The 25447-nt window shown below is 64.4% G+C and carries 23 protein-coding genes and 2 pseudogenes; 8 read left to right on the top strand and 17 right to left on the bottom strand.

Annotation, left to right across the window (positions count from 1 at the left end):
* Positions 1-34 precede the first annotated feature (34 nt).
* Positions 35-439 carry a MerR family transcriptional regulator gene (locus OKW39_RS10745; RefSeq protein ID WP_090802783.1) on the bottom strand — a complete coding sequence of 135 codons (405 nt, stop codon included), beginning with the start codon at positions 437-439 and terminating at the stop codon, positions 35-37.
* A gap of 158 nt (positions 440-597) precedes the next feature.
* Here OKW39_RS10745 and OKW39_RS10740 point away from each other — a divergent pair, with 158 nt between their 5' ends.
* Entirely contained in the window at positions 598-1671 is a 1074-nt protein-coding gene (locus tag OKW39_RS10740; protein ID WP_090802784.1) for an MBL fold metallo-hydrolase, read from the top strand.
* A gap of 100 nt (positions 1672-1771) precedes the next feature.
* On the opposite strand, the gene OKW39_RS10735 is transcribed toward OKW39_RS10740, so the two are convergent.
* The 8 genes from OKW39_RS10735 to argS all read right to left on the bottom strand — a co-directional run bounded on the left by OKW39_RS10735 (position 1772) and on the right by argS (position 10163).
* Positions 1772-2215 (bottom strand): lysozyme inhibitor LprI family protein, encoded by a 444-nt coding sequence (locus OKW39_RS10735; RefSeq protein WP_429362485.1) that lies wholly within the window; start codon positions 2213-2215, stop codon positions 1772-1774.
* Positions 2203-3018: a LysM peptidoglycan-binding domain-containing protein gene (locus OKW39_RS10730; protein ID WP_429562623.1), complete on the bottom strand. Its 816-nt coding sequence runs from the start codon at positions 3016-3018 to the stop codon at positions 2203-2205. The genes OKW39_RS10735 and OKW39_RS10730 overlap by 13 nt, the downstream gene beginning before the upstream one ends.
* Before the next feature lie 155 nt (positions 3019-3173).
* Positions 3174-4760, bottom strand: coding sequence for an ABC transporter substrate-binding protein (locus OKW39_RS10725; protein ID WP_429562622.1), 1587 nt, complete (start codon positions 4758-4760; stop codon positions 3174-3176).
* A gap of 282 nt (positions 4761-5042) precedes the next feature.
* Positions 5043-5861 (bottom strand): helical backbone metal receptor, encoded by an 819-nt coding sequence (locus OKW39_RS10720; protein ID WP_429562621.1) that lies wholly within the window; start codon positions 5859-5861, stop codon positions 5043-5045.
* Positions 5862-5864: 3 nt separating this feature from the next.
* Complete coding sequence (locus tag OKW39_RS10715; protein WP_429362477.1) at positions 5865-6638, bottom strand: SDR family oxidoreductase; 774 nt, start codon at positions 6636-6638, stop codon at positions 5865-5867.
* Positions 6639-6653: 15 nt separating this feature from the next.
* Positions 6654-7292 (bottom strand): thiol:disulfide interchange protein DsbA/DsbL, encoded by a 639-nt coding sequence (locus OKW39_RS10710; RefSeq protein ID WP_090802791.1) that lies wholly within the window; start codon positions 7290-7292, stop codon positions 6654-6656.
* A 176-nt stretch (positions 7293-7468) separates the two neighbouring features.
* Positions 7469-8293, bottom strand: a complete 825-nt coding sequence (locus tag OKW39_RS10705) for an SPOR domain-containing protein (RefSeq protein ID WP_429335669.1) — start codon at positions 8291-8293, stop codon at positions 7469-7471.
* A 79-nt stretch (positions 8294-8372) separates the two neighbouring features.
* Positions 8373-10163 carry an arginine--tRNA ligase gene (gene argS / locus OKW39_RS10700; RefSeq protein ID WP_429362475.1) on the bottom strand — a complete coding sequence of 597 codons (1791 nt, stop codon included), beginning with the start codon at positions 10161-10163 and terminating at the stop codon, positions 8373-8375.
* 446 nt (positions 10164-10609) lie between these two features.
* Between argS and OKW39_RS10695 the strand changes: the two genes are divergently transcribed.
* A complete protein-coding gene (locus OKW39_RS10695; RefSeq protein ID WP_018419249.1) occupies positions 10610-10936 on the top strand; it encodes a DUF1840 domain-containing protein in 327 nt (108 codons plus the stop codon).
* A gap of 131 nt (positions 10937-11067) precedes the next feature.
* On the opposite strand, the gene OKW39_RS10690 is transcribed toward OKW39_RS10695, so the two are convergent.
* The 7 genes and pseudogenes from OKW39_RS10690 to OKW39_RS10660 all read right to left on the bottom strand — a co-directional run bounded on the left by OKW39_RS10690 (position 11068) and on the right by OKW39_RS10660 (position 19214).
* Entirely contained in the window at positions 11068-11265 is a 198-nt protein-coding gene (locus OKW39_RS10690) for an acid-shock protein (protein ID WP_429335670.1), read from the bottom strand.
* 189 nt (positions 11266-11454) lie between these two features.
* Positions 11455-14184: pseudogene (gene metH / locus OKW39_RS10685) on the bottom strand (methionine synthase); the annotation flags it as partial.
* Positions 14185-14252: 68 nt separating this feature from the next.
* A complete protein-coding gene (locus OKW39_RS10680) occupies positions 14253-15323 on the bottom strand; it encodes a homocysteine S-methyltransferase family protein (RefSeq protein ID WP_429562620.1) in 1071 nt (356 codons plus the stop codon).
* 293 nt (positions 15324-15616) lie between these two features.
* Positions 15617-15874 carry a BTH_I0359 family protein gene (locus tag OKW39_RS10675; RefSeq protein ID WP_090802801.1) on the bottom strand — a complete coding sequence of 86 codons (258 nt, stop codon included), beginning with the start codon at positions 15872-15874 and terminating at the stop codon, positions 15617-15619.
* Positions 15875-15992: 118 nt separating this feature from the next.
* Positions 15993-16781 carry an alpha/beta fold hydrolase gene (locus OKW39_RS10670; RefSeq protein ID WP_429562619.1) on the bottom strand — a complete coding sequence of 263 codons (789 nt, stop codon included), beginning with the start codon at positions 16779-16781 and terminating at the stop codon, positions 15993-15995.
* 150 nt (positions 16782-16931) lie between these two features.
* Entirely contained in the window at positions 16932-18245 is a 1314-nt protein-coding gene (locus OKW39_RS10665; RefSeq protein WP_429562618.1) for a DUF3108 domain-containing protein, read from the bottom strand.
* Positions 18246-18287: 42 nt separating this feature from the next.
* Positions 18288-19214 carry an IclR family transcriptional regulator gene (locus OKW39_RS10660; RefSeq protein ID WP_429562617.1) on the bottom strand — a complete coding sequence of 309 codons (927 nt, stop codon included), beginning with the start codon at positions 19212-19214 and terminating at the stop codon, positions 18288-18290.
* 148 nt (positions 19215-19362) lie between these two features.
* Here OKW39_RS10660 and OKW39_RS10655 point away from each other — a divergent pair, with 148 nt between their 5' ends.
* The 6 genes and pseudogenes from OKW39_RS10655 (at position 19363) to rfaE2 (ending at position 25000) form a co-directional block, all read left to right on the top strand.
* Positions 19363-20346, top strand: a complete 984-nt coding sequence (locus OKW39_RS10655) for a fumarylacetoacetate hydrolase family protein (protein ID WP_090802809.1) — start codon at positions 19363-19365, stop codon at positions 20344-20346.
* Positions 20347-20569: 223 nt separating this feature from the next.
* Positions 20570-21154, top strand: a pseudogene (locus tag OKW39_RS10650) (ABC transporter substrate-binding protein); the annotation flags it as partial.
* A 54-nt stretch (positions 21155-21208) separates the two neighbouring features.
* On the top strand, positions 21209-22066 hold the full coding sequence (locus OKW39_RS10645) for an enoyl-CoA hydratase/isomerase family protein (protein WP_429362473.1): 858 nt from the start codon (positions 21209-21211) through the stop codon (positions 22064-22066).
* 82 nt (positions 22067-22148) lie between these two features.
* The gene (locus OKW39_RS10640; protein WP_429362471.1) at positions 22149-22940 is read left to right on the top strand and encodes a PhaM family polyhydroxyalkanoate granule multifunctional regulatory protein; all 792 of its coding nucleotides are present in this window, start codon (positions 22149-22151) and stop codon (positions 22938-22940) included.
* Between the two features lie 538 nt (positions 22941-23478).
* The gene (locus OKW39_RS10635) at positions 23479-24357 is read left to right on the top strand and encodes a ferritin-like domain-containing protein (protein ID WP_429562616.1); all 879 of its coding nucleotides are present in this window, start codon (positions 23479-23481) and stop codon (positions 24355-24357) included.
* A 160-nt stretch (positions 24358-24517) separates the two neighbouring features.
* On the top strand, positions 24518-25000 hold the full coding sequence (gene rfaE2, locus OKW39_RS10630; protein ID WP_090802816.1) for a D-glycero-beta-D-manno-heptose 1-phosphate adenylyltransferase: 483 nt from the start codon (positions 24518-24520) through the stop codon (positions 24998-25000).
* 67 nt (positions 25001-25067) lie between these two features.
* On the opposite strand, the gene OKW39_RS10625 is transcribed toward rfaE2, so the two are convergent.
* Positions 25068-25307: a hypothetical protein gene (locus OKW39_RS10625; RefSeq protein WP_090802818.1), complete on the bottom strand. Its 240-nt coding sequence runs from the start codon at positions 25305-25307 to the stop codon at positions 25068-25070.
* Between the last annotated feature and the right edge of the window lie 140 nt (positions 25308-25447).

Below are 25447 nucleotides of genomic sequence, written 5' to 3'. Positions count from 1 at the left end.
GCGCTCCGCAAACGCCGGTCAGAGTCAGGCCGCTTCAGGCAGGCTTCGCGTCGTGCCTCGCGCCATCGAGCAGCGCGCGCGCCTGCGCTTCATACTGCGCGAGATCTTCGAGCGTCGCGTCGAGATCTTCTCGCTGACGTTCGAGCACTTCGCGATGACGCGCGACCGTCGCGAGGAACGCGTGCAACTGCGGTACGGTATCGGTCGGCGATTCGTAGACGTCGAGCAGGTCACGGATCTCCGACAGCGTGAAGCCGAGCCGCTTGCCGCGCAAGGTGAGCTTCAGACGCGTGCGGTCGCGGCCCGAATAGACGCGCCGCAAGCCGCTCGAACCCTCGCGGCTCGGCGAGAGTAAACCCTGGTCTTCGTAGAAACGGATCGCGCGTGGCGTGACGTCGAATTCGCGCGCGAGCTCGGTAATCGTGTATTGCGTATTCATCGGGACATCTCGTGGCCGCTTGGTCGGCACAAAACCGGATTGGACGATAGAATCGACGTTTACGTTATCGTCAACCTGAGCGGAAAGCAACCACAACCCGGCCGACCGGCATCGCACACCTCGCCATGCCGGAGGGTCGTCGGAGGAAGACAGTCCCCATGAATGCACTCGAACACCAGCTCGAATACCCCTTCAACGACACGATGCCCGACGCGGGCCGCACGATGGAAGTCGCGCCCGGCGTGCTTTGGCTGCGCATGCCGCTGCCATTCGCGCTCGACCATATCAACCTGTGGCTGCTGCGCGATGAGATCGACGGCCAGCAAGGCTGGACCGTGGTCGATTGCGGCATCACGTCGGACACGATCAAGGCGAATTGGGAGAGCGTGTTCGAATCGGTGCTCGACGGCCTGCCGGTGCTGCGCGTGATCGTCACGCATTGCCATCCGGATCACATCGGCCTGGCGCACTGGGTGTGCGGCGGTGGCGATAAAAAGCGTTGGGACGCGCGACTTTGGATGACACTCGGCGAATACATGCAGGCGCGCGTGATGGCGACCGGCGGTGGCTCGAACGCGGGTGGCGAGGCCGCGGCGCGGCACTTCGCGCGGCACGGTCTGACCGACGCCGAATCGCTCGAAAAACTGCGCAATCGCAATAGCTACTACGCGAGCCTCGTGCCGGCGATTCCGGGGCAATACCGTCGTTTGCGCGAAGCCGAGGACGTGAGGATTGGCGGTAGGACGTGGCGCGTGGTGACGGGCTTCGGCCATTCGCCGGAACACTGTGCGCTGCACTGCGCGCAAACCGGCACGCTGATTTCCGGCGATATGGTGCTGCCGCGCATTTCGACCAACGTGTCGGTGTTCGATATCGAGCCTGAGGGTTCGCCGCTCGAACTGTATCTGGAGTCGCTCGGCCGCTACGAGACGATGCCTGAAGCTACGCTCGTGCTGCCGTCGCATGGCAAGCCGTTTCGCGGCGTGCGCACGCGCATTGAGCAACTGCGCGAGCATCACGACGCGCGGCTCGCCGAAGTGCGCGAAGCATGCGCGGAAAAGCCGCGCAGCGCCGCCGATATCGTGCCGCTGATGTTCAAGCGCCAGCTCGATATCCATCAGATGACATTCGCGATGGGTGAGGCGCTCGCGCATTTGCATCTGCTGTGGCGGGCGGGGGATTTGAAGCGGACGCAGGATGCGGATGGGGTGATTCGGTTTGCGGCGGTGTGATCTCGGCCGTTGGCTGCGGGCGTAGAAGCGAGGACGAATAGGTCCGCGCTACGCGGAGGCACTGAGCGGCGCAACGATGCCAGGCGTCCTTTCGTGCGAACTACTTCAACGGCAAGTCAGAGGCAGCGTCGCGTAGTTGCTGGGCTCGCCGGTTGTTGAGTTCGGAAATGCAAGCCAAACGGCCCAATTCGTGCGAATTGCCAGCCCCACCACCACTTAGCGAAGCTGCGAATTCGCATTGAGCCTTGCGGTACTCCGCGAATTTCCTGTTTGATGCGACGAGTTTTGCCCTGGCCTGGTTGACGTACTTGTTGTCTTCATCCCATTTGGAGAGGGTGCCAGCCATCTTCTCCTCGGCTCGTTTGAGGGCCTTCAGACTGGCCTCTGCTTTCTCTGCCAGACAGTCCCGCATTCCCGCTTGCGAGAACGCGCTGCATTCCTCGCGCAGAGCCCGTTCGCTTGCAACGGGAGCAGTTGAGGCCGCAAGGACCATTGTTGGCAGGTAGGCGGTCAAACCGAAACAGATCAGCTTCATTGTGCGCATAGGGCTACCTTTCCTTTGCGCACCATTGACAAAGCGTAATCAAGCTTCCTGGCGTAGTTGGGGTCGCCCCCTCCGTTGTAACGCTCCGCTATCACTGGCGCGGACATGGGACGCCAGCTTGTAACAGCGTTTTGAACTGAAGCTTTCCGGTACTTCAACACTTGTCCGGGGCGCAGAACAGTGGCGGTGGGATTCAGCTTTTTTAACGTGTCGATCGTGGTGCCCTGAGCCCTCGCCATCTTGTCGAGGCTATCTCCTGGCCTCACCGCGATTTCGTAAACCTCAGGGTCAGCACCAAGTACGCTTCTGTACTTAAAATGTGCCATGCGCATTAGCAAATAACCAATACCAGCACGAATGTTATACGCCGGTATCGTTCTGACAGAGGCCATTGTCAGCCGTCCTATCCAGGCTGACGGCACAATCAAATCACCGCCTTCTTTGCGTGAAAGCAGCGATGCTAATCCAGGATCGCCTGCAACCCCGATTTGCATCGGCTTGGCGTTCCACTGCGGATCGTGGGCACCTGTTTCGACCCACAACATCGCCTTGATAAGCTGCCAGTCCAAGGGCACGTACCCGGAAGTGCCGTGAAGATGCCGGTTGTACTCATGGACTGCCATCTGGATCTCGCAGTCCCAGGAATTCCATTTGGCATCGCTTACAGCCTTGCTAACGCCATCCTGCCACCGTTCAAAACCTGTCCTCGTTGGAGCTTGCATTGCCATAACCATTCCTTCTGTCAAAGTGTGGGCGGCTACTTTGCAAGCAATTATCAGCTTCTTGCCTGAGGAAAATTGCATTAGGAATCGGTCTGGCGGGCGAAGGCCCGAGATCACGTCGAAAAAAGGTTACGCAGTGTCAGATGCAACCAGCCAATTCGCGCGTTGAAAAGAAAAAGCCCGGTTCAAAAACCGGGCTTTCTTGCAGGGCCGCCTGCGCTAACCGCAGCGCAAAATCACTGCACCACCACCGCCCCAAAATTCTGCCGACCAAACGGACTCACGTGATACCCGCTCACGTTCGTGCGCGTGATCGCGGCAGCGGTCGGATAGCCGAGCGGAATCCACAGCGCTTCGTCGTGGATGATCTGCTGCGCGGCTTCATACGCTTTCGTGCGCTTGGCGATATCGGACGTCGCTCTGCCGTCGGCGATCAGCTTGTCGAGGTCCTGATCGCAGAAGCGCGCGAAGTTGATGCCCGACTTCACCGCGTTGCAACTGAAGAGGGGCGACAGATAATTGTCCGGATCGCCGTTGTCGCCGGCCCATCCCATGAACAGCGTGTCATGCTGACCCTGCTTCGCCTCCTTGATCAGCTCGCCCCATTCGATCACCTTGACTTCCGCCTTCACGCCGATCTTCGCGAAGTCGGCCTGCAGGAGTTCGGCACCGGCCTTCGGATTGGGATTGAGCACGCTGCCATTCGGACGCACCCAGATCGTCGTTTCAAAACCGTTCGGATAGCCCGCGTCGGCGAGCAGCTTCTTCGCCTTCGCCGGGTCGTACGGCCAGCCCTTGATCGAGTGGTTGTAGCTCCACGTATTCGGCGGAAACGGGTTGACGGCCGGCGTCGCGGTGTTGTCGAACACGGTCTTCAGATATGTCGTGCGGTCGAACGCCATGTTCAGCGCGGCGCGCACCTTCTGGTTTTCAAGTGGCTTCTGCTGCGTGTTCAGCGCGACGAAGGCTGTCATGAACGCGGGCGTCTGCACGATCGCGAGCGACTTGTCGTTCTTCGCGTCGGCGAGATCCTGCGGCTTCGGCGACAGCGCGATCTGGCATTCGCCAGCCTTCACCTTCTGCGCGCGCACGGTCGCGTCCGGCGTGATCGCGTAGATCAGGCGCTCGATCTTCGGCTTCGGTCCCCAGTAGGTCGGGTTCGCGTCATAACGGATCACCGCGTCTTTCGTATAGCTTTTCAGCACGAACGGGCCGGTGCCGATCGGCTTCGCATTCAGATCGACCTGCTGGCCGGCCTTCAGCAACTGATCCGCGTACTCGGCCGAATAGATCGACGCGAAGCCCATCGTCAGGATCGACAGGAACGTCGCGTTCGGCTCGTTCAGCTCGAACTTGACCGTGTTGTCGTCGACCTTGGTAATCGACTTGATCAGCTTCGGCAGCCCCATCGATTGCGCATGCGGGAAGCCGCTCGCGCCCGCCACCTTGTGCCACGGATTGCTGTCGTTGAGCATGCGGTCGAACGTGAAGATCACGTCGTCGGCATTGAGCGCGCGGGTGGGCTTGAAGTAGTCGGTGGTTTGGAACTGCACGTTGGGGCGCAGGTGAAACGTGTACGTCAGGCCGTCGGGGCTCACTTCCCACTTGTCGGCGAGCGCGGGCACGACCTTCTTCGCGGCTTCGTCGAACGACACCAGCGAGTTGAAGATCACGTCGGCCGATGCATTCGTCGTGACGAGCGAATTGAACTGCACGACGTCGAAGCCGTCGGGGCTCGATTCGGTACAGACGGTCAACGGTTTGGCGAGCACGAGCGCGGGCGCAGTGAGCAGGATGGCGGCTGCGAGCAGTTTGAAGCGCATAGGATCTCCGGTAACGAGCGCAGTCAGGCAGTGCGTCTGGTTGTGTTTATGGCGGCGATGCGTGAGCGGGCAGGTCAGCGGTCCCGGCGCGCGCGTCGCCACGATTGTGATACGTTCCCGGCGCCGTCGTACAGGTCGGGCGATCCCGGCCTGAGGCCTGGGCGCCAGGCCTTCGAGGCCTGGCCGGCGGCGCGCCTTCGCGAAAGCTTATCGAAGGGCCATTTTGGCGACAACAATTTAATCGACATATCCATATGGGGGCGGCGCGGCCATGCTGCCGCCTCAGGTTGCGGCGGCCTGACGCAGCAGGTAGCCGATGCCACTTATTGCGCGCACGCCGTACCACGACGTCATTTCCCCATCGATCAGATCGATGCGCTTGCCGGTGAGACGCGGATCGCGCGCGAGCGCATCGCGATGCGCGGCCGTGAAGCGGTACGGCTCGCTCGACAGCAGCACGCGCTCGACCTGCGCGAGCCACGGCGCGTCGTCGAAGTCGAGCGTGGGGTAACGCGCGGCGCCCGCGCTGCCGCCGCGCACGTCGGGCAGCGTATGCCAGTTCACGAGGCGCAGCATCGCGGCGATATAGGTGTCGTGTGCGACGCTCATCCACGGTTCGCGCCAGATCAGGTACAGCACGCTCTGGGCGGCGAAGGCGTGAGCGCCGGCTTCGCGCAGACGCGCTTCGAGCGAGTCGCTCAAGCGCCGCGCTTCTTCTTCACGCCCGAAGATCGCGCCGAGCAGCGCGAACAGCGCGAGGTTGTCGTGCGGCGTCTGCGGATGGGTGACGACGATGTGCGGCACGAACGCGCGCAGTTGCTCGACGGTGTCGCGTTCGTTCTCGTCGACATTGACGATCAGATGGGTGGGGCGCAGCGCGCGGATCGCGTCCAGTTTGACGGCCTTCGTGCCGCCGACCTTCGGCACCGCCCGGACCTTGTCGCGCGGATGCACGCAAAAGCCGGTGCGCCCGACGATCTGCCGTTCGAGGCCGAGCGCGAACAGCGTTTCGGTGAGGCTCGGCACCAGCGACACGATGCGTGCGTCGGTGCCCGCGGATTCGTGCGCGACGCCGGCTGCATCGACCGCACGGGACTGCATGGCTTACTCGGCGGCGGCGCGCGGCTTGCGCGGCGCGCGTTCGAACACGCGGTCGTAGAGCCAGCGCGGCAGCACATGCAGCAGCATCGCGGCCACGCGCATCTGCCACGGAAACACCCCGAACGACGTCTGCCGTTCGACCGCTCGCGCGACCTTCGCCGCGAAACGGTCGGGGTCCATCAGGAACGGCATGTTGTACGGATTGTGCTCGGTCATCGGCGTGCGGATATAGCCGGGCGCGATCGTGACGACCCCGACGCCGAACGGCCGCATCTCGACGCGCAACGCCTCGAGATACTTCAGGGCCGCCGATTTCGATGCGCTGTACGCGCCCGAACCGGGCAAGCCGCGCACGCCCGCGACGCTCGCAATGCCGACCAGCGTGCCGCGCTTCGATGCGGCCATCGCGGCGGCAAATGGCTCGAACGTCGCGACCATGCCGAAGTAATTGATGTCCATCACCTCGCGGAACGTGCGCAGATCGCCGTGACCCGTCAGCGCGCCGCGGCTGATGCCGGCGTTGGCGATCACGACGTCCGGCAGGCCGTGCGCGGCGATGAAGCGCGCGGCCGCATCGGCGAGCGCTTCCGCGTCGCGCACGTCGACTGCATAGATCGAGACGGTGTTCTGGGGATGGGACCGCTGGAACGCGGCGAGCGCGTCGCCGCGGCGGGCGACGAGGCCGAGAATCGCGCCGCGCCGTGCGTATTCGCCGGCGAGCGCGAGGCCGATGCCGCTCGAAGCGCCGGTAATGAAAACCTTCAGCGGAGAGCTCATACCGGCGCCTCGTGATTACATCTTCTTGGCGCGGACTTGCGAGACGAGGTAGTCGAGCACCTGGATCGTGCCCGGCAGGGTGCCGGTCGCGGCCGGGCCGGTTTCATACTTGCCCTGCACCGCGAGCGTCGGCACGCCGTCGATCTTGTAGTCGTCGAGCAGCTTCTTGTCCTTCTGCAGCGCGCTTTGCGTCGAGAACGAGTTGTACGCTTCCATGTACTTCTTCGGATCGACGCCGAGCGTCGCGAGGTATTTGCTCTGGTCTTCCGGCGTCAGCAGATAGTTCTTGTTGACATGGATTTCGTTGAACACCTTCGGCGTCAGTTCGTTCGCGACGCCGAGCGCGTCGAGCGCGTGGTACATCTTCGAGTGCGGGATGAAGTCGTCGCGGAAGGCGACCGGCACGCGGCGGAACACGACGTCCGGGCCCTGCTTCTTGACCCAGGCTTCGAGGAACGGGTCGAATTCATTGCAATGCGGGCAGCCGTACCAGAAGAATTCGATGACTTCGATCTTGCCGGCCGGCACGTCGGTCGGTTGCGGCGAGGCCAGCACGGTGTAGTCCTTGCCGGCAACCGGCGCGGTCGGCGACGCATGCGCGCTGGCCGCGATCAGGCCTAGCGAGAGAAACAGGATGCTCAGCAGCTTTTTCATGTTGTGTAGACCCAGATAAGGCGGTAGCGCGGCGACGCCATGCGAAGGGCCCGTCGCCGCTGGTCGGATTCGGTGCGGCCGCCCGCCACAATACAGGTCGAAGCGGCCATCGTGCTTGTGACTCGCGCGCCGCGCCGATAGTTCGATGCGCCGTGCGAGCCGGCATTACCGTTTATTTATTGTTTGGTGAAGCGGATCACCGCGGTATCGACACCCGCGTCCGACAGACGCTGACGACTCGAATTCATGTCCTCGAACTTCGAGAACGGCCCGATGCGCACGCGGTAGTACGTGACGCCGCCGGCATCGCGCTGCGTGACCTTCGATTCGAAGCCCTGGAACCCGAGGCGCGCGCGCTGCTGTTCGGCATCGGCGGCGGTCTTGTACGCGCCGACCTGCAGGAAATAGCCGGTGTTCGCCTCGCCCGGCGCCGGAGCGGCGGCCGGGCCCGGCTTGGCGTTGGCGAGCGTGGTCGCGCTCTTAGGCGCGGAGCCTGCCGCCGTGGCGGCCGGCGCGCTCGAGGTCTGCGGCTTCTTCGCCGGCGCCGGCGCGACGATGCCGCCGGTGCCGCCGGTGCCGCCGGTGCCGCCGGTGCCGTTCTCTTGCGCGGGATTCGGCGCGACCGCAGTGCCGTTGTTATTCGCGTTGCCGCCCGACGGCGGCACTTCGACGATCTGCGGTTCTTCGAGCATGCCCGACTGGGTCTGGGCGTTGGTCTGGCCCGGCGCGGTGTTCGGCGGAGCCGGTTGCGCGGCCTGCGGCACCGGCTGGCCCGGCGTCTTGCCTTGCAGCGGACGGTTCGGATCGTATTGCGGCTGGCTCGCACCGTTGTCGGTCGCCGCTGGCGGCGCGACCTTCGACACGAACGGCGTAGGTGCACGGGTGATATACAGCGCCACCACTACCGCGATCGCCAGGCCGACGATCAGGCCCAGCACGATGCCGAGAAAAGTGCCCCCGGTTTGCTTCGATTGCTTTGTTGTGCGGCGTGGTTTTGCCATCGTACGAATCACCTGCAAAAAGAATCCAGGAACGGCCGCCGATTATAACGACGGCCGCGCGCATATTACGCTGGAGGAGTTACATCTTGACGGGAGCGGAGACGCCGATCGTCGCGAGACCGTTGGCCAGCACCTGGCGCGTGGCCGCGAGCAGCGCGACGCGAGCGTTGCGTTCGGCCGCATCGTCGACCAGCACGCGCTCGGCACGGTCATTGTAGAACGAGTGAAATTCGCCGGCGAGTTCGCGCAGGTAGAAGGCGACCGCGTGCGGCGCGAGTTCGTCGGCGGCGTGCTGCAGCATGTCCGGGAATTCGGCGAGCTTGTTGAGCAGCGCCATCGAGCGCTCGCTCGTGAGCGGCGCGAAATCCACGCTTGCGAGCGCGTTCTCGTCGAGGCCGTAGCGCGCGTTGCACTCGGCGATCACCGAGCAGATGCGCGCGTGCGCATACTGCACGTAGTGCACCGGATTCTCGTCGTTCTGCTTCAGCGCGAGGTCGATGTCGAACACGAACTCGGTGTCCGCCTTGCGCGAGATCAGGAAAAAGCGCACCGCGTCGCGGCCGCGGCGAATGGTTTCCTCGTCGATCAGATCGACGGCCGCTTCCGAGCCCGGCGTCGCGCCGCCCGACCATTCGATCAGGTCGCGCACCGTCACGTAGCTGCCCGCGCGCTTCGAGATCTTCACCTCTTCGCCGTTGCGCATGACCGTGACCATCTTGTGCAGGATGTAGTCGGGGTAGCCCTTCGGAATGCCGATGCCGAGACCCTGCAGACCTGCGCGCACGCGCGCGATCGTGCCGTGGTGATCCGAGCCCTGCACGTTGATGACCTTGGTGAAGCCGCGCTCCCACTTCGCGACGTGATAGGCGACGTCCGGCACGAAGTACGTGTAGGTGCCGTCGGTCTTGCGCATCACGCGGTCTTTGTCGTCGCCGTCGTCGGTGGTGCGCAGCCACAGCGCACCTTCCTGCTCGTAGGTCTTGCCCGCGGCGATCAGCGCGTCGACCGTTTTCTCGACGCGGCCTTCCGTGTACAGCGACGATTCCAGGTAGTACTGGTCGAACTTCACGCCGAACGCCTGCAGGTCCATGTCCTGCTCGCGACGCAGATACGTGACCGCGAAGCGGCGGATCGCCTCGAGGTCCTCGACGTCGCGCGCGCCGGTGACGGGCTCGCCGTCGCTCGCCTCGACCGTGATGCCGTTCAGATAGTCTTTCGCGATGTCGGCGATGTACTCGCCGTTATAGGCCGACGCGGGCCAGCCTTCGTCGCCGGGGGCGAGGCCGCGTGCGCGTGCCTGGGTCGACAGGGCGAGCGTGTGGATCTGCACGCCGGCGTCGTTGTAGTAGAACTCGCGGTGCACGTCCCAGCCCTGCGACGCGAGCACGTTCGCGAGCGCGTCGCCGAGCGCGGCCTGGCGGCCGTGGCCGACGTGCAGCGGGCCGGTGGGGTTGGCCGACACGAACTCGATCAGCACGTGCTTGCCGGCGTCGCGCCGTGAGCCGCCGTACGCGTCCTTCTCGGCGAACACGGCGGCGATCACGCCTTGCTTGGCGGCGGCCGTGAGCCGCAGGTTGATGAAGCCAGGGCCCGCCACTTCGGCGGTGTCGATCAGGCCTTTGGCCTGCGGATTGACGAGCAGCGCATCGACGATCTGTTGCGCGAGCTGGCGCGGATTGGCGCGCAGCGGCTTGGCGAGCTGCATCGCGACGTTGCACGCGACGTCGCCGTGCGCGGCGACTTTCGGGCGCTCCAGCGCGATGGCGGGCGAGACGAAGGCGGCTTCCGTCGCGCCTTGGGTGGCAGTCGCGACCTGCTTCACCGTCTCGGCGAGCAGTGTTTCGAGTGTGTGTTTGTGTGCGGGCAGCATGCTTGTTGCGAGTCCAGTGAGGCAATCCGGTAAGGCGGAAGAGGCGCCGGCCGAGGCCGGTGTCGCAAGCGTTGAACGCGGCAGCGCTTTGCGGCGCCGCCGGCAGAGTGTCCCCCAGGCGATGCGACGAGATGCAAGCAGCGCAACCCGGTGGACTCCGCTCGGCGGCCCGCCGGCACGCAGGCTCGCGCGGCATGCGGATCGCGGCCGATGGTTCGACGCCCCCGCTTGGCCCACGTGTGCGATGCTCGTCGAGCCTTGCCATACGTGGCGCTGGGCGGCGCGCTTTTCCGTTCAGACGGATTTTAGCAGGTGCTAATATGTTCAATGAGTTGCCCACGAGGGGCTGGGGCCGCCGCGCCTTGCCGGCGCCACGTCAGGCGCGCGCTGTTGCTGCCCTTGGGACGCTCATGCGTTAACCCGACATAACGAAAAAGGGAACAGTCATGCTGATTACTTTCAAGTGCCACGCCTGCCCTGACGTGATGATGCTGGAGAATCTGGCGCAGTATCTGGTCGGCATTGTCGGCAAACGCCTTGGGCAGCGGGGCGTCATTACTCACGACGAACTGGGCCCGGCCATCGAGAAGCTCGAAGCGGCGATCACCTCCGACAAGCAGGAGCGCGCCGAGCACGAGGGCCATTTCCACGAGGGCGAAGACGGCCGCGATCGTCACGAGATTCCGCCCGGTCTCGCGCAGCGCGCGTATCCGTTCCTCGACATGCTGCGCGCGGCGCAGAAGGAAAACGCGGATATCGTCTGGGGGCTTTGATTTCTGCTGGGTCCCGAGCGCCGCGGCCCGGTCTCGGAAGGCCTTCATAAGCGCTTTTGGGGCGCACTCAAAGAAAGGAGCCCGCTTGACGCGGGCTCTTTGTCATTCAGAGGGCTTGTCCGCCTTGCCGCTCACTGGCTCGCGGGGGCCGCCGACGCTGCCGTGCCTTTCTTCATCTTTTGCTTCTTCGCCTTTTTGACATGCGCCTCGGTGGGGGGCGAGTAGGAGCTGACCGCGCTCGATCCGCCCGGCGCGGCGGGTTGTGCGAGCGCCACGGAAGCGCCCGCGGCCAGCGAAACAGCGGTCAATAACAGTGTCAGCTTCTTCATACGATTTTTCTCCGTTGACGGTTGCAATTTCGGTGAGCCGGCGCGTTGTGCTCGCGCTTGACGGGATGAAAGCCGACTCAGTCTACAAAGCCGAAATTGCCGTGGCGCCAAATATTCTGTCTTTCGGACTCGATATAGTCGCGCACGCGCGGCTCGGGCCGCACGGCCCGGCCACGTATCGCTTCACGCTCAAAGCAACGGCGCCAACGCGCGCTCGGCGTCCGCTTTCGTGAGCGACATCCGCTGCGCGTAGTCGTCGAGCTGGTCCGCGCCGATCTTGCCGACCGAGAAATAGGTGCTGTCCGGATGCGCGAGGTAGAAGCCCGACACGCTCGCCGCCGGCAGCATCGCCAGCGATTCGGTCACGCTCATGTTGATTTCGTTCGCCTGCAGCACGTCGAACATGTCGCGCTTGACGAGATGGTCGGGGCAGGCCGGATAGCCTGGCGCCGGGCGGATGCCGCGGTATTTTTCGGCGATCAGCTCCTCGCTGGAGAGGTTTTCGCTGTTCGCGTAGCCCCACAGGTCGCGCCGCACGCGCGCGTGCAACGCTTCGGCGAATGCTTCGGCGAGCCGGTCCGCGAGCGCCTTCAGCATGATCGCGCTGTAGTCGTCGAGATCCTTCTCGAACTGCCTCTCCTTCACGTCGACGCCAAGACCCGCCGTCACCGCGAACATGCCGATGTAGTCGGCGACGCCCGAGTCCTTCGGCGCGATGAAGTCGGCCAGCGAGCGGTTCGGTCGCATCACCCCGTCGACCACCGGCCGCACGCTCTGTTGACGCAGATTGCGCCACGTCAGCGCGACTTCGATGCGCGATTCGTTCGTGTAGATTTCGATGTCGTCGTCATTCACCGTGTTGGCTGGCAACAGCGTGATCACGCCGTTGGCCTGCAGCCAGCGGCCCTGAATCAGGCGCGCGAGCATCGACTTGCCGTCGGAGAACACGCGCCGCGCCGATTCGCCGACGATCTCGTCATTGAGAATCGCCGGATATGGGCCGGCGAGATCCCACGTCTGGAAGAACGGACCCCAGTCGATATAGTTCGCGAGCTCGTTCAGATCGAAGTTCTTGAACACGCGCCGGCCGATGAACTTCGGCTTGACCGGCTGATAGCCTGCCCAGTCGATCTTCGTCTTATTGGCGCGCGCTTGCGCGAGCGTGACCATCGGCTGTGCCTTTTTGTTCGCATGCTGATCGCGGATGCGGTTGTAGTCGGCGTTCAGTTCGTCGATGTACTTCGCCGCGCCCTCGTCGGACAGCAGGCTCGAGGCGACCGATACCGAGCGCGACGCGTCCGGGACGTAGACCACCGGCCCGTCGTAGTGCGGAGAGATCTTCACCGCCGTGTGCACACGCGAGGTCGTCGCGCCGCCGATCAGGAGCGGAATCTTCTTGACGCGGAAGTAGTCGTCGCGCTGCATTTCCGATGCGACGTAGGCCATTTCTTCGAGACTCGGCGTAATCAGGCCCGACAGCCCGATGATGTCCGCGCCCTCGACCTTCGCCTTCGCGAGGATCTCGCTGCACGGGACCATCACGCCCATGTTGACCACTTCGAAGTTGTTGCACTGGAGCACGACCGACACGATGTTCTTGCCGATGTCGTGCACGTCGCCCTTCACGGTCGCGATGACGATCTTGCCCTTGGCGCGCACGTCGCCGCCGGCCGCCGCGAGCCGGCGCTTTTCTTCCTCGATGAACGGGATCAGATGCGCGACCGCCTGCTTCATTACGCGCGCCGACTTCACGACCTGCGGCAGGAACATCTTGCCCTGGCCGAACAGGTCGCCGACGATGTTCATGCCGTCCATCAGCGGACCTTCGATCACGTTGATCGGACGGCCGCCTGCAGCGGCGATCTTCGCGCGCACTTCCTCGGTGTCTTCGACGATGAACGTGGTGATGCCGCTCACGAGCGCATGCGCGAGACGCTTCTCGACCGGCTGCTTGCGCCACTCGAGGTTCTCTTCCTTCTTCGCGGCGCCGCTTTTGAACTTGTCGGCGATTTCGAGCAGGCGGTCGGTGCCGTCTTGACGGCGATTCAGCACGACGTCTTCGACGAGCTCGCGCAGTTCGGAATCGAGTTCGGCATACACGCCGAGCTGGCCCGCGTTGACGATGCCCATGTCCATCCCCGCCTGGATCGCGTGATAGAGGAACACGGTGTGAATCGCCTCGCGCACCGGATCGTTGCCGCGGAACGAGAACGACACGTTCGACACGCCGCCGCTCACCTTCGCGTACGGCAGGTTCTGCTTGATCCAGCGGGTCGCCTCGATGAAGTCGACCGCATAGTTGTTGTGTTCCTCGATGCCGGTCGCGATCGCAAAGATGTTCGGATCGAAGATGATGTCCTCGGGCGGAAAGCCGACTTCGTTGACGAGCACTTCGTACGAGCGCTTGCAAATCCCGGTCTTGCGCTGGAACGTATCGGCCTGGCCCTGTTCGTCGAACGCCATCACGACCGCAGCCGCGCCATAGCGGCGAATCAGCTTCGCATGATGAACGAACGCTTCCTTGCCTTCCTTCAGCGAGATCGAGTTGACGATCGCCTTGCCCTGCACGCACTTGAGACCCGCCTCGATCACGTCCCACTTCGACGAGTCGATCATGATCGGCACGCGCGCGATGTCCGGCTCCGACGCGATCAGATTCATGAAGCGGACCATTGCCGCTTTCGAATCGAGCATCGCCTCGTCCATGTTGATGTCGATTACCTGCGCGCCGTTCTCGACCTGGTGGCGCGCGACGGCCAATGCTTCGTCGAACTGATTGTTCAGGATCATTCGCGCGAACGCTTTCGAGCCGGTCACATTGGTGCGTTCGCCAACGTTGATGAAGAGCGTCCCGGACGTGACGTTGAACGGCTCGAGGCCGGCAAGGCGCATGGTGTGATCGGTCATGGCGTGTGTGCGAGTCGGGTGCGTGCGTTAAGGGACGTGCAGGACGTGCAGGGCGTCGGGGCGAAGTGTTTCAGGCGGGCTCAGGCCGCGTCGCGATACTGGCTCGGCCACTTGCGCGGCTTCAGCTCGGCGAGCGCCTTCGCGATCGCCGCGATGTGCTCGGGCGTCGTGCCGCAGCAGCCGCCCGCGATGTTCACGAGCCCCGCTTCGGCGAATTCCTTCAGCAGGCCAGAGGTATCCGCGGGCAATTCGTCGAAGCCGGTGTCGCTCATCGGGTTCGGCAGGCCGGCGTTCGGATAGCACGACACGTAGGTGTCGCACAGCTTCGCGAGCTCGGCGATGTACGGACGCATCAGCGCCGCGCCGAGCGCGCAGTTCAGGCCGAACGTGAGCGGCTTCGCGTGACGCAGCGAGTTCCAGAAGGCCTCGACGGTCTGGCCCGACAGAATGCGGCCCGACGCATCGGTGACGGTGCCCGAGATCATGATCGGCAGACGCTCGCCGGTGTTTTCGAACAGCTCGTCGAGCGCGAACAGTGCGGCCTTCGCATTCAGCGTGTCGAAGATCGTTTCGACGAGGAACAGGTCCGCGCCGCCGTCGAGCAGCGCTTTCGCCTGCTCGTAGTACGCGGCGCGCAGTTCGTCGAAGGTCACGTTGCGCGCGCCCGGATCGTTGACGTCCGGCGAAATGCTGGCGGTTTTCGGCGTCGGGCCGATCGCGCCGGCGACGAAGCGCGGCTTGTCCGGCGTTGCGTATTTGTCGCACGCGGCGCGCGCGAGCTTCGCCGATTCGATGTTCATCTCGACGGCGAGCGATTCCATGCCGTAGTCGGCCTGCGCGACCGTGGTCGCGCCGAACGTGTTGGTCTCGATGATGTCCGCGCCCGCCGCGAGATACTGCTCGTGAATCTCGGCGATGATCTGCGGCTGGGTGATCGACAGCAGTTCGTTGTTGCCCTTGATGTCGCGCGCGTAGTCCTTGAGGCGCTCGCCGCGATAGCTGGCTTCGTCGAGCTTGTAGCGCTGGATCATCGTGCCCATCGCGCCGTCCAGAATCAGGATGCGCGAGTTCAGCAGCGCGGGCAGCGCTGCGCCGCGGGTGTAGGCGGGCTCCGAACGGACTGGCGTGATGGATTGAGCAGGCTGGGTCATGGCGGACGAGGGCTTGCGCCGGCGTTGGCGGAAAGCCTGTCATTGTAGCCGCAGCCGGGCGGATGCGCCCGGCGCGGAGGAGAGTGCGAGGCGCGGCCGGCAAAATCGACCGATACGAACGCGCCGCGCCGGGAATTCAGAAACGCGCTAACCAACGAGGCAATAAAAAACGGCCCGGCAAGCCAAAGCCTGCCGGGCCGTTTCGCTGCCGCCGACTGCTTGATGGAACCCGCCGGCAAAGCCGCGCGGTGCGGTCGATCGATGTCGCCAGAGCGCCAGCTGAACACCTCCAGTCAATGCAGCACCACCGGTTGATGCATCAGACTGTCGAATTGACCGAGGAATTCATCAACCTCGTCGAGCGTCGGCTCGCCTTCGATCAGCTTTTGCACATGCTCGCGAAAACGCGCCGCCAATGCCCCGTCGATGTAGATTTCGCGCTGCATGTTCTTGTCGACAATCTCGTAGCCGCCCGACTTCATGGCAAGCAGACCTTCCTGCGGAGGAAACTCGACGACACAGTAGTTAGGGCTGTTATAGATCATTTGCATGGCGACACTCCTTATTTCCGTTGGGCTCCTGCCCTTTTCTGGACCGTAGGTGGAGCATGTGGGATGGAATTCAAGGGGTGGGTCCGGACGACGCAAGTAAAAACTCCGGACCTGACGGTTAGACTCGCCGCTCCAGAAACGATTCAAGCAAGGCGGCGAAACGCTGTGATTGCTCGATTGGCGCGAGATGCGCGGCGTCCAGCAACTCGAAGCGGGCGCCCTCGATCGCCTCCGCTATTGCCTGCGTAGCAGCAGGGGGCGTGCCAGTGTCGTGACGTCCGGCCACCGTCAGCGTCGGCGAGCGGATTGCGCCGTGCTGGCCGCGAAGGTCGAAATCGCGCAGTGCCTCGCAGGCCATCGCAAAACCTTCCGGCGAGGTGCGCGCAAATGTCTCACGGATCGGCTCGACCGCTTCGGGATGGCCGGCCTGAAAGTCGGGCGTGAGCCAACGCGCGATCGTCGACGGTAACAGCGCCTCCATGCCGTCGCTGCGCGCGGTGTGGGCGCGCTGATTCCACAACTCACGGTTCTCGGGCGGAGTGCCGCCGGTGCTGTCGGCAATCGTCAGCGTGTCGATTCGCGATGGATGGTCGAGCGCGAACTGCTGCGCAATCATGCCGCCGAGCGACAGGCCGACCAGGTGCGTCGTCCGCGCGCCGAGGGCATCGAGCAGTTTGACGAGATCGTCGGCCAGATCGTGCATGGCGAACGGCTCGCGCGCAGCCGCGCTGTGGCCGTGGCCGCGCACGTCGTAGCGCAGCACCGTGTAATCGTCGCGGAAATAGCCTGCCATCTGATCCCAGATGGAAAGATCGCCGCCCAACTGATGGATGAACGTGAGCCACGGGCCGCCGCCTTCGTTGCTCAGCACGTAGCGTGTGTCGATACCGTTGATGTTCACTTGCATGCGGACTCCTTTGAAGGAAACGCAGTGAAAAAGCGCGGTGGGTCGCCTCGTTCGCGCGAACGGGGCTCCATTGACGTGCGAGTCAGCGTTGCAAAGGAAGTTTCGCCGATCTCGAGCAGATCTGCTCGTGACACTGTGTCACGAAAAGTGTCACGGTTTGATGATGGTCGGAGCGGTCGAATCGACCGGTGCAACTGGGGCGGCCTCGGGTGTTACTGCCGATGCGTCGGCCGGCGCCGGCGTTGCAGGGCCCGTGGCAGCGGGGGCTGCGGGTGCAGCAGGCGTGGCCGGCGCGCCACCATTGCCGCGGTCATCCGGCGACGTGCCATCGACATTCAGCTTGCCGCGCCACACCAGTTCGAACTGGGTACCGTTCGGCTCCGTCTGCAGTATGCGCGCCGGCAGCCAGCCAAGGGACGGGGCGAGCCACACATCGACGCGGCGCTGGTCGCCATCGTGCCGCGGCAGACGTTTGAAGTGACGCGTCTGCAGATAGCCTTGCGCGGCGCGGATCGTTTCGTCGCCGATCGTCTCGATCGGCCAGTTCTCCCCGCTATCGGTATCGACGACGAAAAACTTTCGCGTCACGCCAGGCTTATAGGCATCAGGATCGCCGCGCACGAGGCTCGCGAGCTGCATCACGACACTGAAGCGATCCTGCGCGCCGTCGGGCAACGGCAACGAGGCGGGCGTGCGCGTAAAGCCCACCTTCTTGTCGTTGCGATTGAAGATCGCGATGTCTTCGGCGCGACGGCCACGCTTTTCGCTGTACTGCGCCGGCGCGAGGCCAAAGGCATCGATGCCGCCGTGGCTCGAAAACACGAACGGACCGACGAACGGCAGCGGCACTGATACGACCATTTCGTAGCCCTGCCCGTCGCTCGCCCAATGGATCGTGCCGGGCGCGTTGCGCACGCCGTTGTAGAACGTGTCGTAGTCGAGTTCGGCCGACGGCGGTACCGAAAACTTCACTCCCTGCGACGCTTGCGGCGCGCTGGCCGCGGCAGGGGCGCTCGCGACGGCGCCACTGGCATTCGCATGGGCCGATGCATTCGCGTTCGCGGTGGCGGGTGGCGCGCTAGCCGCCACCTCCGATGCCGGCGTGGCCGCGGGCTCGTTCGGTTTGGCCGGTTGCAACGCGGTCATCACATGCTGCTCGCGCGGCGGCCTCGCCGCGGGCTTGCGTGCTGGCGCGGGCGGATGCGGTGCCGGCACGGCGGGCTGTGGCGCGGGTTGACGCTCGACCCTTTCGGGCGTCAGCAGCACGACCTGCACCGGCACATGCTCGCGATTCGCCGGATTCAGATCCACGCGATTGCGCTCGAACCATTGCGCCGCGATCCAGTGCACAACCGCGACGGCCGCGAGGACGGCGATCCAGCGCCACGCGCGCGCGCCGCGTCCCGGCCCGCTACCAAAAGCGGGCAGGCGATCATGACGGCGGTTGGCGGAAGCAAAATCCATCGGCGCTTGAATCGGTGAGAGCGTGAAAGGATACGGTGCGTATCAACCGTTGTCACCACGCGGGGTCGCGCTATAGCCGAGTTCGTACGACAGCTTGTGCGCGCATTCGCGCAGCGCGGTATCGATCTCGCCGCCCCAGCGGATATCGAACGCCCCTTCATGGCCGAGCGCGACGAGACCGAGCGCGAGTTCGCCGGTCGAATCGAACACCGGCAACGAAAACGCGTGGATCGTCGGCAGCAGCATGCCTTCGACGCGCGCAGCCTCGTGCTCGCGCACCTCGGCGAGCACCTTGTCGACCTCTTCGCGGGTGCGTGGCGCGCCGCTATACGACGAGCGCCGCGAGTCGGTCAGCTCGCGCTCGAGCATCACGGCGGTCTTGCCGGACGGCAGGTAGGCGGCGAACAGCAGACCGGTCGCCGAACTGAGCAAGGGCATCACGTCGCCGAGCTTCAGCGACGCCTTGGCCGGATAGCTTGACTCCATCCAGTGCACCATCGTCGGTCCCTGATTGCCCCACACCGCGATGCCGACGGTCAGGTCGAGCCGGTCGCGCAGTTCGGCGAGCGCGATGCGCGCGAGCTTCACACCGTCGACGCGAGCAAGCCGCGCGAGCCCCAGCTGCAAAGCGAAGCCGCCGAGTTCGTAACGGCCCGACAGCGGGTCCTGCGCGACCACGCCGAGACGCAGAAAGCTGACCAGATAGCGATGCGCCTTCGCCGGACTCATGCCCGCGCGCTGCGCGAGATCGCGCAGCATCATCGCGCGCGGCTCGTGGGTCAGCACGTCGAGCAGCCTGAAACCGACCTCGATCGACTGGATGCCCGAGCGCAGTTTTTCTTCGCCGGGTTCGCCGGGTTCGTCATCGGCGCCGGTTGCGTCGGTTGCATGGGCGGGATCGAGCAGATCGTCGGCGGACGCGGGGTCGGTGCGGGTGCGGATCGTGCCGGAGCGGGCGTTGGCGGACATGTGCAAAAGGCGCGGGCAGCGCGTTCGGTGATCGTAATTGGAGACGGCTACGGTGACACGACGACGAACACGCAGATATTGGGCCGCGCCGATTCACCATCGTAGAATACATTCCTTCCATCGTCACTAATACACGGTTCACAGCTCTATGAAACTTGCCTCGCTGAAGGACGGCACGCGCGACGGTCAACTGATCGTCGTGTCCCGCGACCTGCACACGGCGGCCATCGCCGACGCGATCGCGCCCACGCTGCAGCGCGTGCTAGACGACTGGGCCTTCTACGCGCCGCAACTGCACGACCTTTACGATGCGCTGAACCAGGGCCGTGCGCGCAACAGCTTTTCATTCGACGCCAAAGAGTGCATGGCGCCGCTGCCGCGCGCGTTCCAGTGGGCCGACGGCTCGTCGTACGTGAACCACGTCGAGCTCGTGCGGCGCGCGCGCGGCGCGCAAATGCCGCCCGAATTCTGGACCGACCCGCTGATGTACCAGGGCGGTAGCGACGACTTCATCGGCCCGCGCGACGACGTGGCGTGCGCATCGGAAGAGTACGGCATCGACTTCGAGGCCGAAGTCGCGGTCGTCACCGGCGATGTGCGGATGGGCGCGACGCCCGAGCAGGCCCTGCGCGGCGTGCGGCTGGTCACGCTCGTCAACGACGTGTCGCTGCGCAACCTGATCCCCGCCGAACTCGCGAAGGGCTTCGGCTTTTTCCAGAGCAAGCCGGCCACCTCATTCGCGCCGGTCGCCGTGACGCCCGACGAGCTCGGCGAACACTGGCGCGAAGGCCGCGTGCATCGGCCGATGATCGTCCACTGGAACGGCAGGAAGGTCGGCCAGCCCGACGCGGGCACCGATATGGTGTTTCACTTCGGTCAGCTGATCGCGCATGCCGCGAAAACGCGCAATCTGCGTGCTGGTGCCATCGTCGGTTCGGGCACGGTGTCGAACAAGGACGCGAAACGCGGCTACTGCTGTATCGCCGAGAAGCGCTGCCTCGAAACGATCGAGCACGGCGCGCCGCAAACGGAGTTCATGAAATACGGCGACACCGTGAGGATCGAAATGTTCGACGATGCGGGCAAGTCGATTTTCGGTGCGATCGAGCAGAGCATCGCGCCGCTCGAATGAAGCGCGGCGCTCACGCGGCAATGCTGTGACGCGGGCGGCACGCGCGAAAGGGTTTCGCCCGATGCCGCCACTTGCGCGCGCGGCTACACTGCGGCAAACATCACAACTAAAACCCCGACGTGAGGAGGAAGACAGCATGCCGCGATTGGACTTCTCCGCAGCTGGACGTCGGCGCGCTTGCGCGTCGCCCGTTGAAGCGCGCACGAGCGCGCGTGGCTTGCGTCAACGTTTCAATCGCACCGATCCGAGCGTGACCGGCCAGGTGCTGAAGATTCTCGCGACCCACCCCGACGCGGTAGTGGTCGGCGCGGCCGGCACGCCTGCCGCGTTGCCGCCGAAAACGCTGCGCGAGCGAGGCTACAAGGGCGTCATCTATCACAACCACGGCGTCGGCAATAACGACTTCCTGCGCGTGTGCGGCGCCGATTGCAACGGCACCTTCCTGCCCGCGAGCCCGGTGCTGGTCGCCGCGCAATTGCCGGCCGATCATCCGGCGAAGGGTCTCGCCCGCGATTACATCGCACGCTTCGAGGCGCGGCACGGGGCGGGCAGCGTGTCGGCATTCGGTTCGTACACGTCGGACGCGGGCGCGTTGCTCGAGCATGCGATTCCGCTCGCGCTGAAAGCCGGCGCGCCCGGCACGACGCCGTTTCGCCGCGCGCTGCGCGAGGCGCTCGAAGGAACACGCGGTCTCGCGGACACCAATGGCGTCGTCAACATGAGCGAGGCCGATCATCTCGGGCTCGATCAGCGCGCCCGCGTGATGGTCGAAATCACCAATGGCAAGTGGCTTTATCAGCCGCATTGAACGGGGCGCGGCGTTGCGCGCGCGACTGAACGAATCTCCTCCGGACTGCTCACCATGCCTCAGCCATCGCAACCGAACGACGCGTACTACGCGCACTACCAGTCGCTGCGTTTGCAGCGTCATCAGCATGGCGTGCTCGAAGTCGTGATGAGCGGCGAGGGCGCGAATAAAAGCGGCCTCGCGACCGCGAACGCACGCATGCATTACGAGCTCGCGGAAATCTGGCGCGATATCGATCGCGATCCCGATACGCGCGTCGCGATCATTCGCGGCGAGGGTAAAGGCTTTTCGGCCGGCGGCGATCTGCAGCTCGTCGAGGACATGGCGAACGATTTCGAGGTGCGCACGCGTGTGTGGCGCGAAGCGCGCGATCTCGTCTACAACGTGATCAACTGCGGCAAGCCGATCGTGTCGGCGATGCACGGGCCGGCGGTCGGCGCGGGGCTCGTCGCGGGGCTGCTCGCCGATATCTCGATCGCGGCGAAGACGGCCCGCATCATCGACGGACACACGCGCCTCGGCGTCGCCGCGGGCGATCATGCGGCGATCGTCTGGCCGCTCCTGTGCGGCATGGCAAAGGCGAAGTACTACCTGCTGCTGTGCGAGCCGGTGAGCGGCGAGGAGGCGGAGCGCATCGGGCTCGTGTCGCTGGCCGTCGACGAAAGCGATCTGCTGCCGAAGGCGTTCGAAGTCGCGCGCAAGCTGGCCGACGGTTCGCAGACCGCCATCCGCTGGACCAAGTACGCGTTGAACAACTGGCTGCGCACGGCGGGGCCGGCGTTCGATACGTCGCTCGCGCTGGAATTCATGGGCTTCGCGGGACCCGACGTGCGCGAGGGCCTGAGCTCGTTGCGCGAGCGGCGCGCGCCCGATTTTGGCGCGGGCGGTCCACGTAACGACCAACGATCGTGATGTCATACCCCACACGGTATGATCGAATCGACGCGCGCGGCATCGCGCGCTCCACCTATCATCCAGCACCGAGGCGACAACCATGACCGACACCACTGGCTCCGCGCCGCCCTTTCCCGGCTTCCCCGGTTTTCCGCCCGCTGAAATGCTCGATCGCATGTGGAGCATGATTCGGCTGTCGCCGTTCGGCGCCGCCATGACGGGCGCGCAGCCGGGTGGGGGCACGAGTCCGTCGCTGTCGATGATGTCCGACATGATGGCGCCGCTCACGAGCGTCGAGGAGCTCGACAAGCGCATCACCGACATGCGCGCGGTCGAGCAATGGCTGAAGCTGAATCTGAGCATGCTGCAGTCGGCGATCCAGGCGCTCGAAGTGCAACGTGCGACGCTCGCGACGCTGCGCGCGTTCGGCGCGTTCGCGCAATCGTCGATGTCGCACGCCGCGGCTGCTGCGTCGGGTGCCGCCGCGAGTGACGCGCCGAACACCGCCCCGAGCCCCGCCCGGGCGCCGAGTTGGACGAAGCCGGCCGCGCCCACGCCCGAAAGCGCCACGCAGGCCGACAGCGACGAAGAGGAGGCGCCCGCGGCGCCCGGCTTCGATGCGTCCGCGTGGTGGAATCTGCTGCAATCGCAGTTCAACCAGATCGCGCAGTTCGCGATGACGCAGCCGTCCGTGGCGGTCGCCGCGGCGGGCGGGGGCACGCAGGGCAAGCCGGAACCGTCGAAGGCCGCGGATGCGTCGGGCGCCGATGCGTCGGGCGCCGCCGCCCAAAACGCGAAGCCCGCCGTCAAACGGCCGGCGGCGAAGCGCGCCGCGCCGTCGGCCAAACGCGCGGCTGGAACGAGCGCGGCAACGCCGAAAAAGTCGACGTGAGCCGGACGGCGCGCCGGGAATCAGTGGCCGATGATGACGGCGACTGATCGGCTGCGTTTTTCCCTATTCCAGCGCCGGCGGTTTCCGCCCGCGCGAATCGCCGACTTTATTGAGAGAAGTCAATGCCACAGTGCGCTCGCGCCGCTTCTGTCACGGGTTTCGTGGGAGGCGCGTGCTATCATTGTGTAAGCTTGATCTGGCTTTGGGGTGTGCGCCGAAAACAACCAATCCCGCCGCCCTCGCGTCATTCGCCGCCGGCGCTACCGGTGCAGGGCGGGACGGTGCGGTTGTCGACCCAGACTGGCTCGACCTCAGGCAAAGGGTATCCCTCCCGCACGGTTGGCCACGGCGCCTGATTCACGCTTCAGGCGCCAATACAAAAGCCCGGACTTCTTTGCTGCCCGATGCTTCTGGGCGGCTGATTAACGCGTAAAATTGAATGCTTGGCCGATAAACGGCGCGTCCGTTCGTCGTAGATAAAACGGCTACACGTAGCAGCAACAGACACACACAGTATGTGCAGAACAGGGGTGGGACTATGAACACCATGCTTTATCCGGAACTTTACAAATCGCTCGAATCCGTTCGATGGGACATGGAGAAGGACATTCCCTGGGACAAATTCGATGCATCGCTGTTGACCGATGAGCAAGCCGCGACGATCAAGATGAACGCGATCACGGAATGGTCGGCGTTGCCCGCCACGGAAATGTTTCTGCGTGACAATCATCACGACAGCGATTTCTCCGCATTCATGAGCGTGTGGTTCTTCGAGGAGCAGAAGCACTCGCTGGTGCTGATGGAATACCTGCGCCGCTTCAAGCCGGAACTGGTCCCGACCGAAGAGGAACTGCACGCAGTGCGCTTCGAGTTCGATCCCGCACCGCCGCTCGAAACGCTGATGTTGCACTTCTGCGGCGAAATCCGCCTGAATCACTGGTATCGCCGCGCCGCCGAATGGCATACCGAGCCAGTCATCAAGCACATCTACGAAACTATCTCGCGCGACGAAGCGCGCCACGGCGGCGCGTATCTGCGCTATATGAAGAAGGCGATGGCGCAAACCGGCGACATCGCGCGTGCCGCGTTCGCGAAGATCGGCGTGCTGATGGCGTCGGCGCGTCGCACCGAAAAGCCGCTGCACCCCACCAACCTGCACGTGAACCAGGCGCTGTTCCCGCGCGACACGATCCAGTCGCGTCTGCCGGATCCGGAATGGCTCGAGCGCTGGCTCGACGAGCAGATCCGTTTCGACGACGGCTGGGAAAAGAAGGTCATCGAGCGCATTCTGCACAACCTGTCGCTGCTGTTCGAACGCACGTTCAACACCGCGCAGGAACTGAACCGTTATCGCAAGGAAGTGGTCGCGCGTCTGCAAGCTGCTGAACAAGACCCGGCGCAGCAGCAGCCGGCGTAACGACTCAGGCGTTTCAGCACCGTATCAAACGGCGGTCCGGCAAGCGTGAGCTTGCCGGACCGTTTTGCTTCGGGCCGTCCACCGTGTATCGTGACGGCACCTGGCATTCCTGTTCCCGTAACTCCCCAACTCCCAGATTCCCCAACTCTGTGACCGTGCGATGACCGCCATCTTTGAACGCAAGATTCTGACGCGCGATGCCCTGGTGAAGCTTCGTCCTTCGCTGCGCGCGCCCGTCGTGTTTACGAACGGCGTGTTCGATATCCTGCATCGTGGTCACGTGACCTATCTGGCCGACGCAAAGGCGCTGGGCGCGTGCCTGATCGTTGGTGTCAATAGCGACGCGTCGGTGCGGATGCTCGGCAAAGGCGACGACCGGCCGATCAACAACGAGGCCGACCGCATGGCTTTGCTAGCGGCGCTGGAAAGCGTCGATTACGTGGTGGGCTTCGGCGAGAAGACGCCGGTCGAGCTGATTTCCGCGCTGCGCCCGGACGTGCTCGTGAAGGGCGGCGACTACGACATGGACGCGCTGCCCGAATCGGTGCTCGTGCGCGGTTGGGGCGGCAAGGCGCTCGCGATTGCGTTCGAGCACGATCGCTCGACGAGCGCGCTGTTGAAGAAGGTGCGGACGCAGGGTTGATGCCGCCCATTACCGCAAAACGCGCGGCGCACTGCTGAACTTCTAACCGATCGCGTCGCTCACCTGATTACTGCGGCAACTCCGATGTCGAAATCGGCGCCTGCGGCGCGGGTCCGCCGACCACCGCCTGGTCGGCCGCGTCGGCGGCGCTGACCGGCCGCACCTTCAGCCAGTCCGGATGAATCTGGCGATTCAGATGATTCGGCTCGCGTCCGCTGGCGGTGGGTGTGGGGCCGAAGGCGCCAAGCAGCGCGACGAAAGCCAGCACGTTGACAACAATCAGAATGGCGATCGGCCAGCGAAGCATTGTGGGTGTTTCCAATTCAGAAAGAAGTTGAGCCTGGGGCGTGCGGGAGAAACTCGGGTTCGGAAAATGGGCGGCGAATTGCGCGCAACTCAGGCGCACGTTCTACACGTACATCACGCGCGACCCGGTCGTGAATCGAA

This window comes from Paraburkholderia sp. MM6662-R1, from assembly GCF_050436245.1.
Taxonomy (GTDB): Bacteria; Pseudomonadota; Gammaproteobacteria; order Burkholderiales; family Burkholderiaceae; genus Paraburkholderia; species Paraburkholderia tuberum.
The sequence above is the reverse complement of the archived record's forward strand: the minus strand, read 5'-3'. Positions and strand labels throughout refer to the sequence as shown.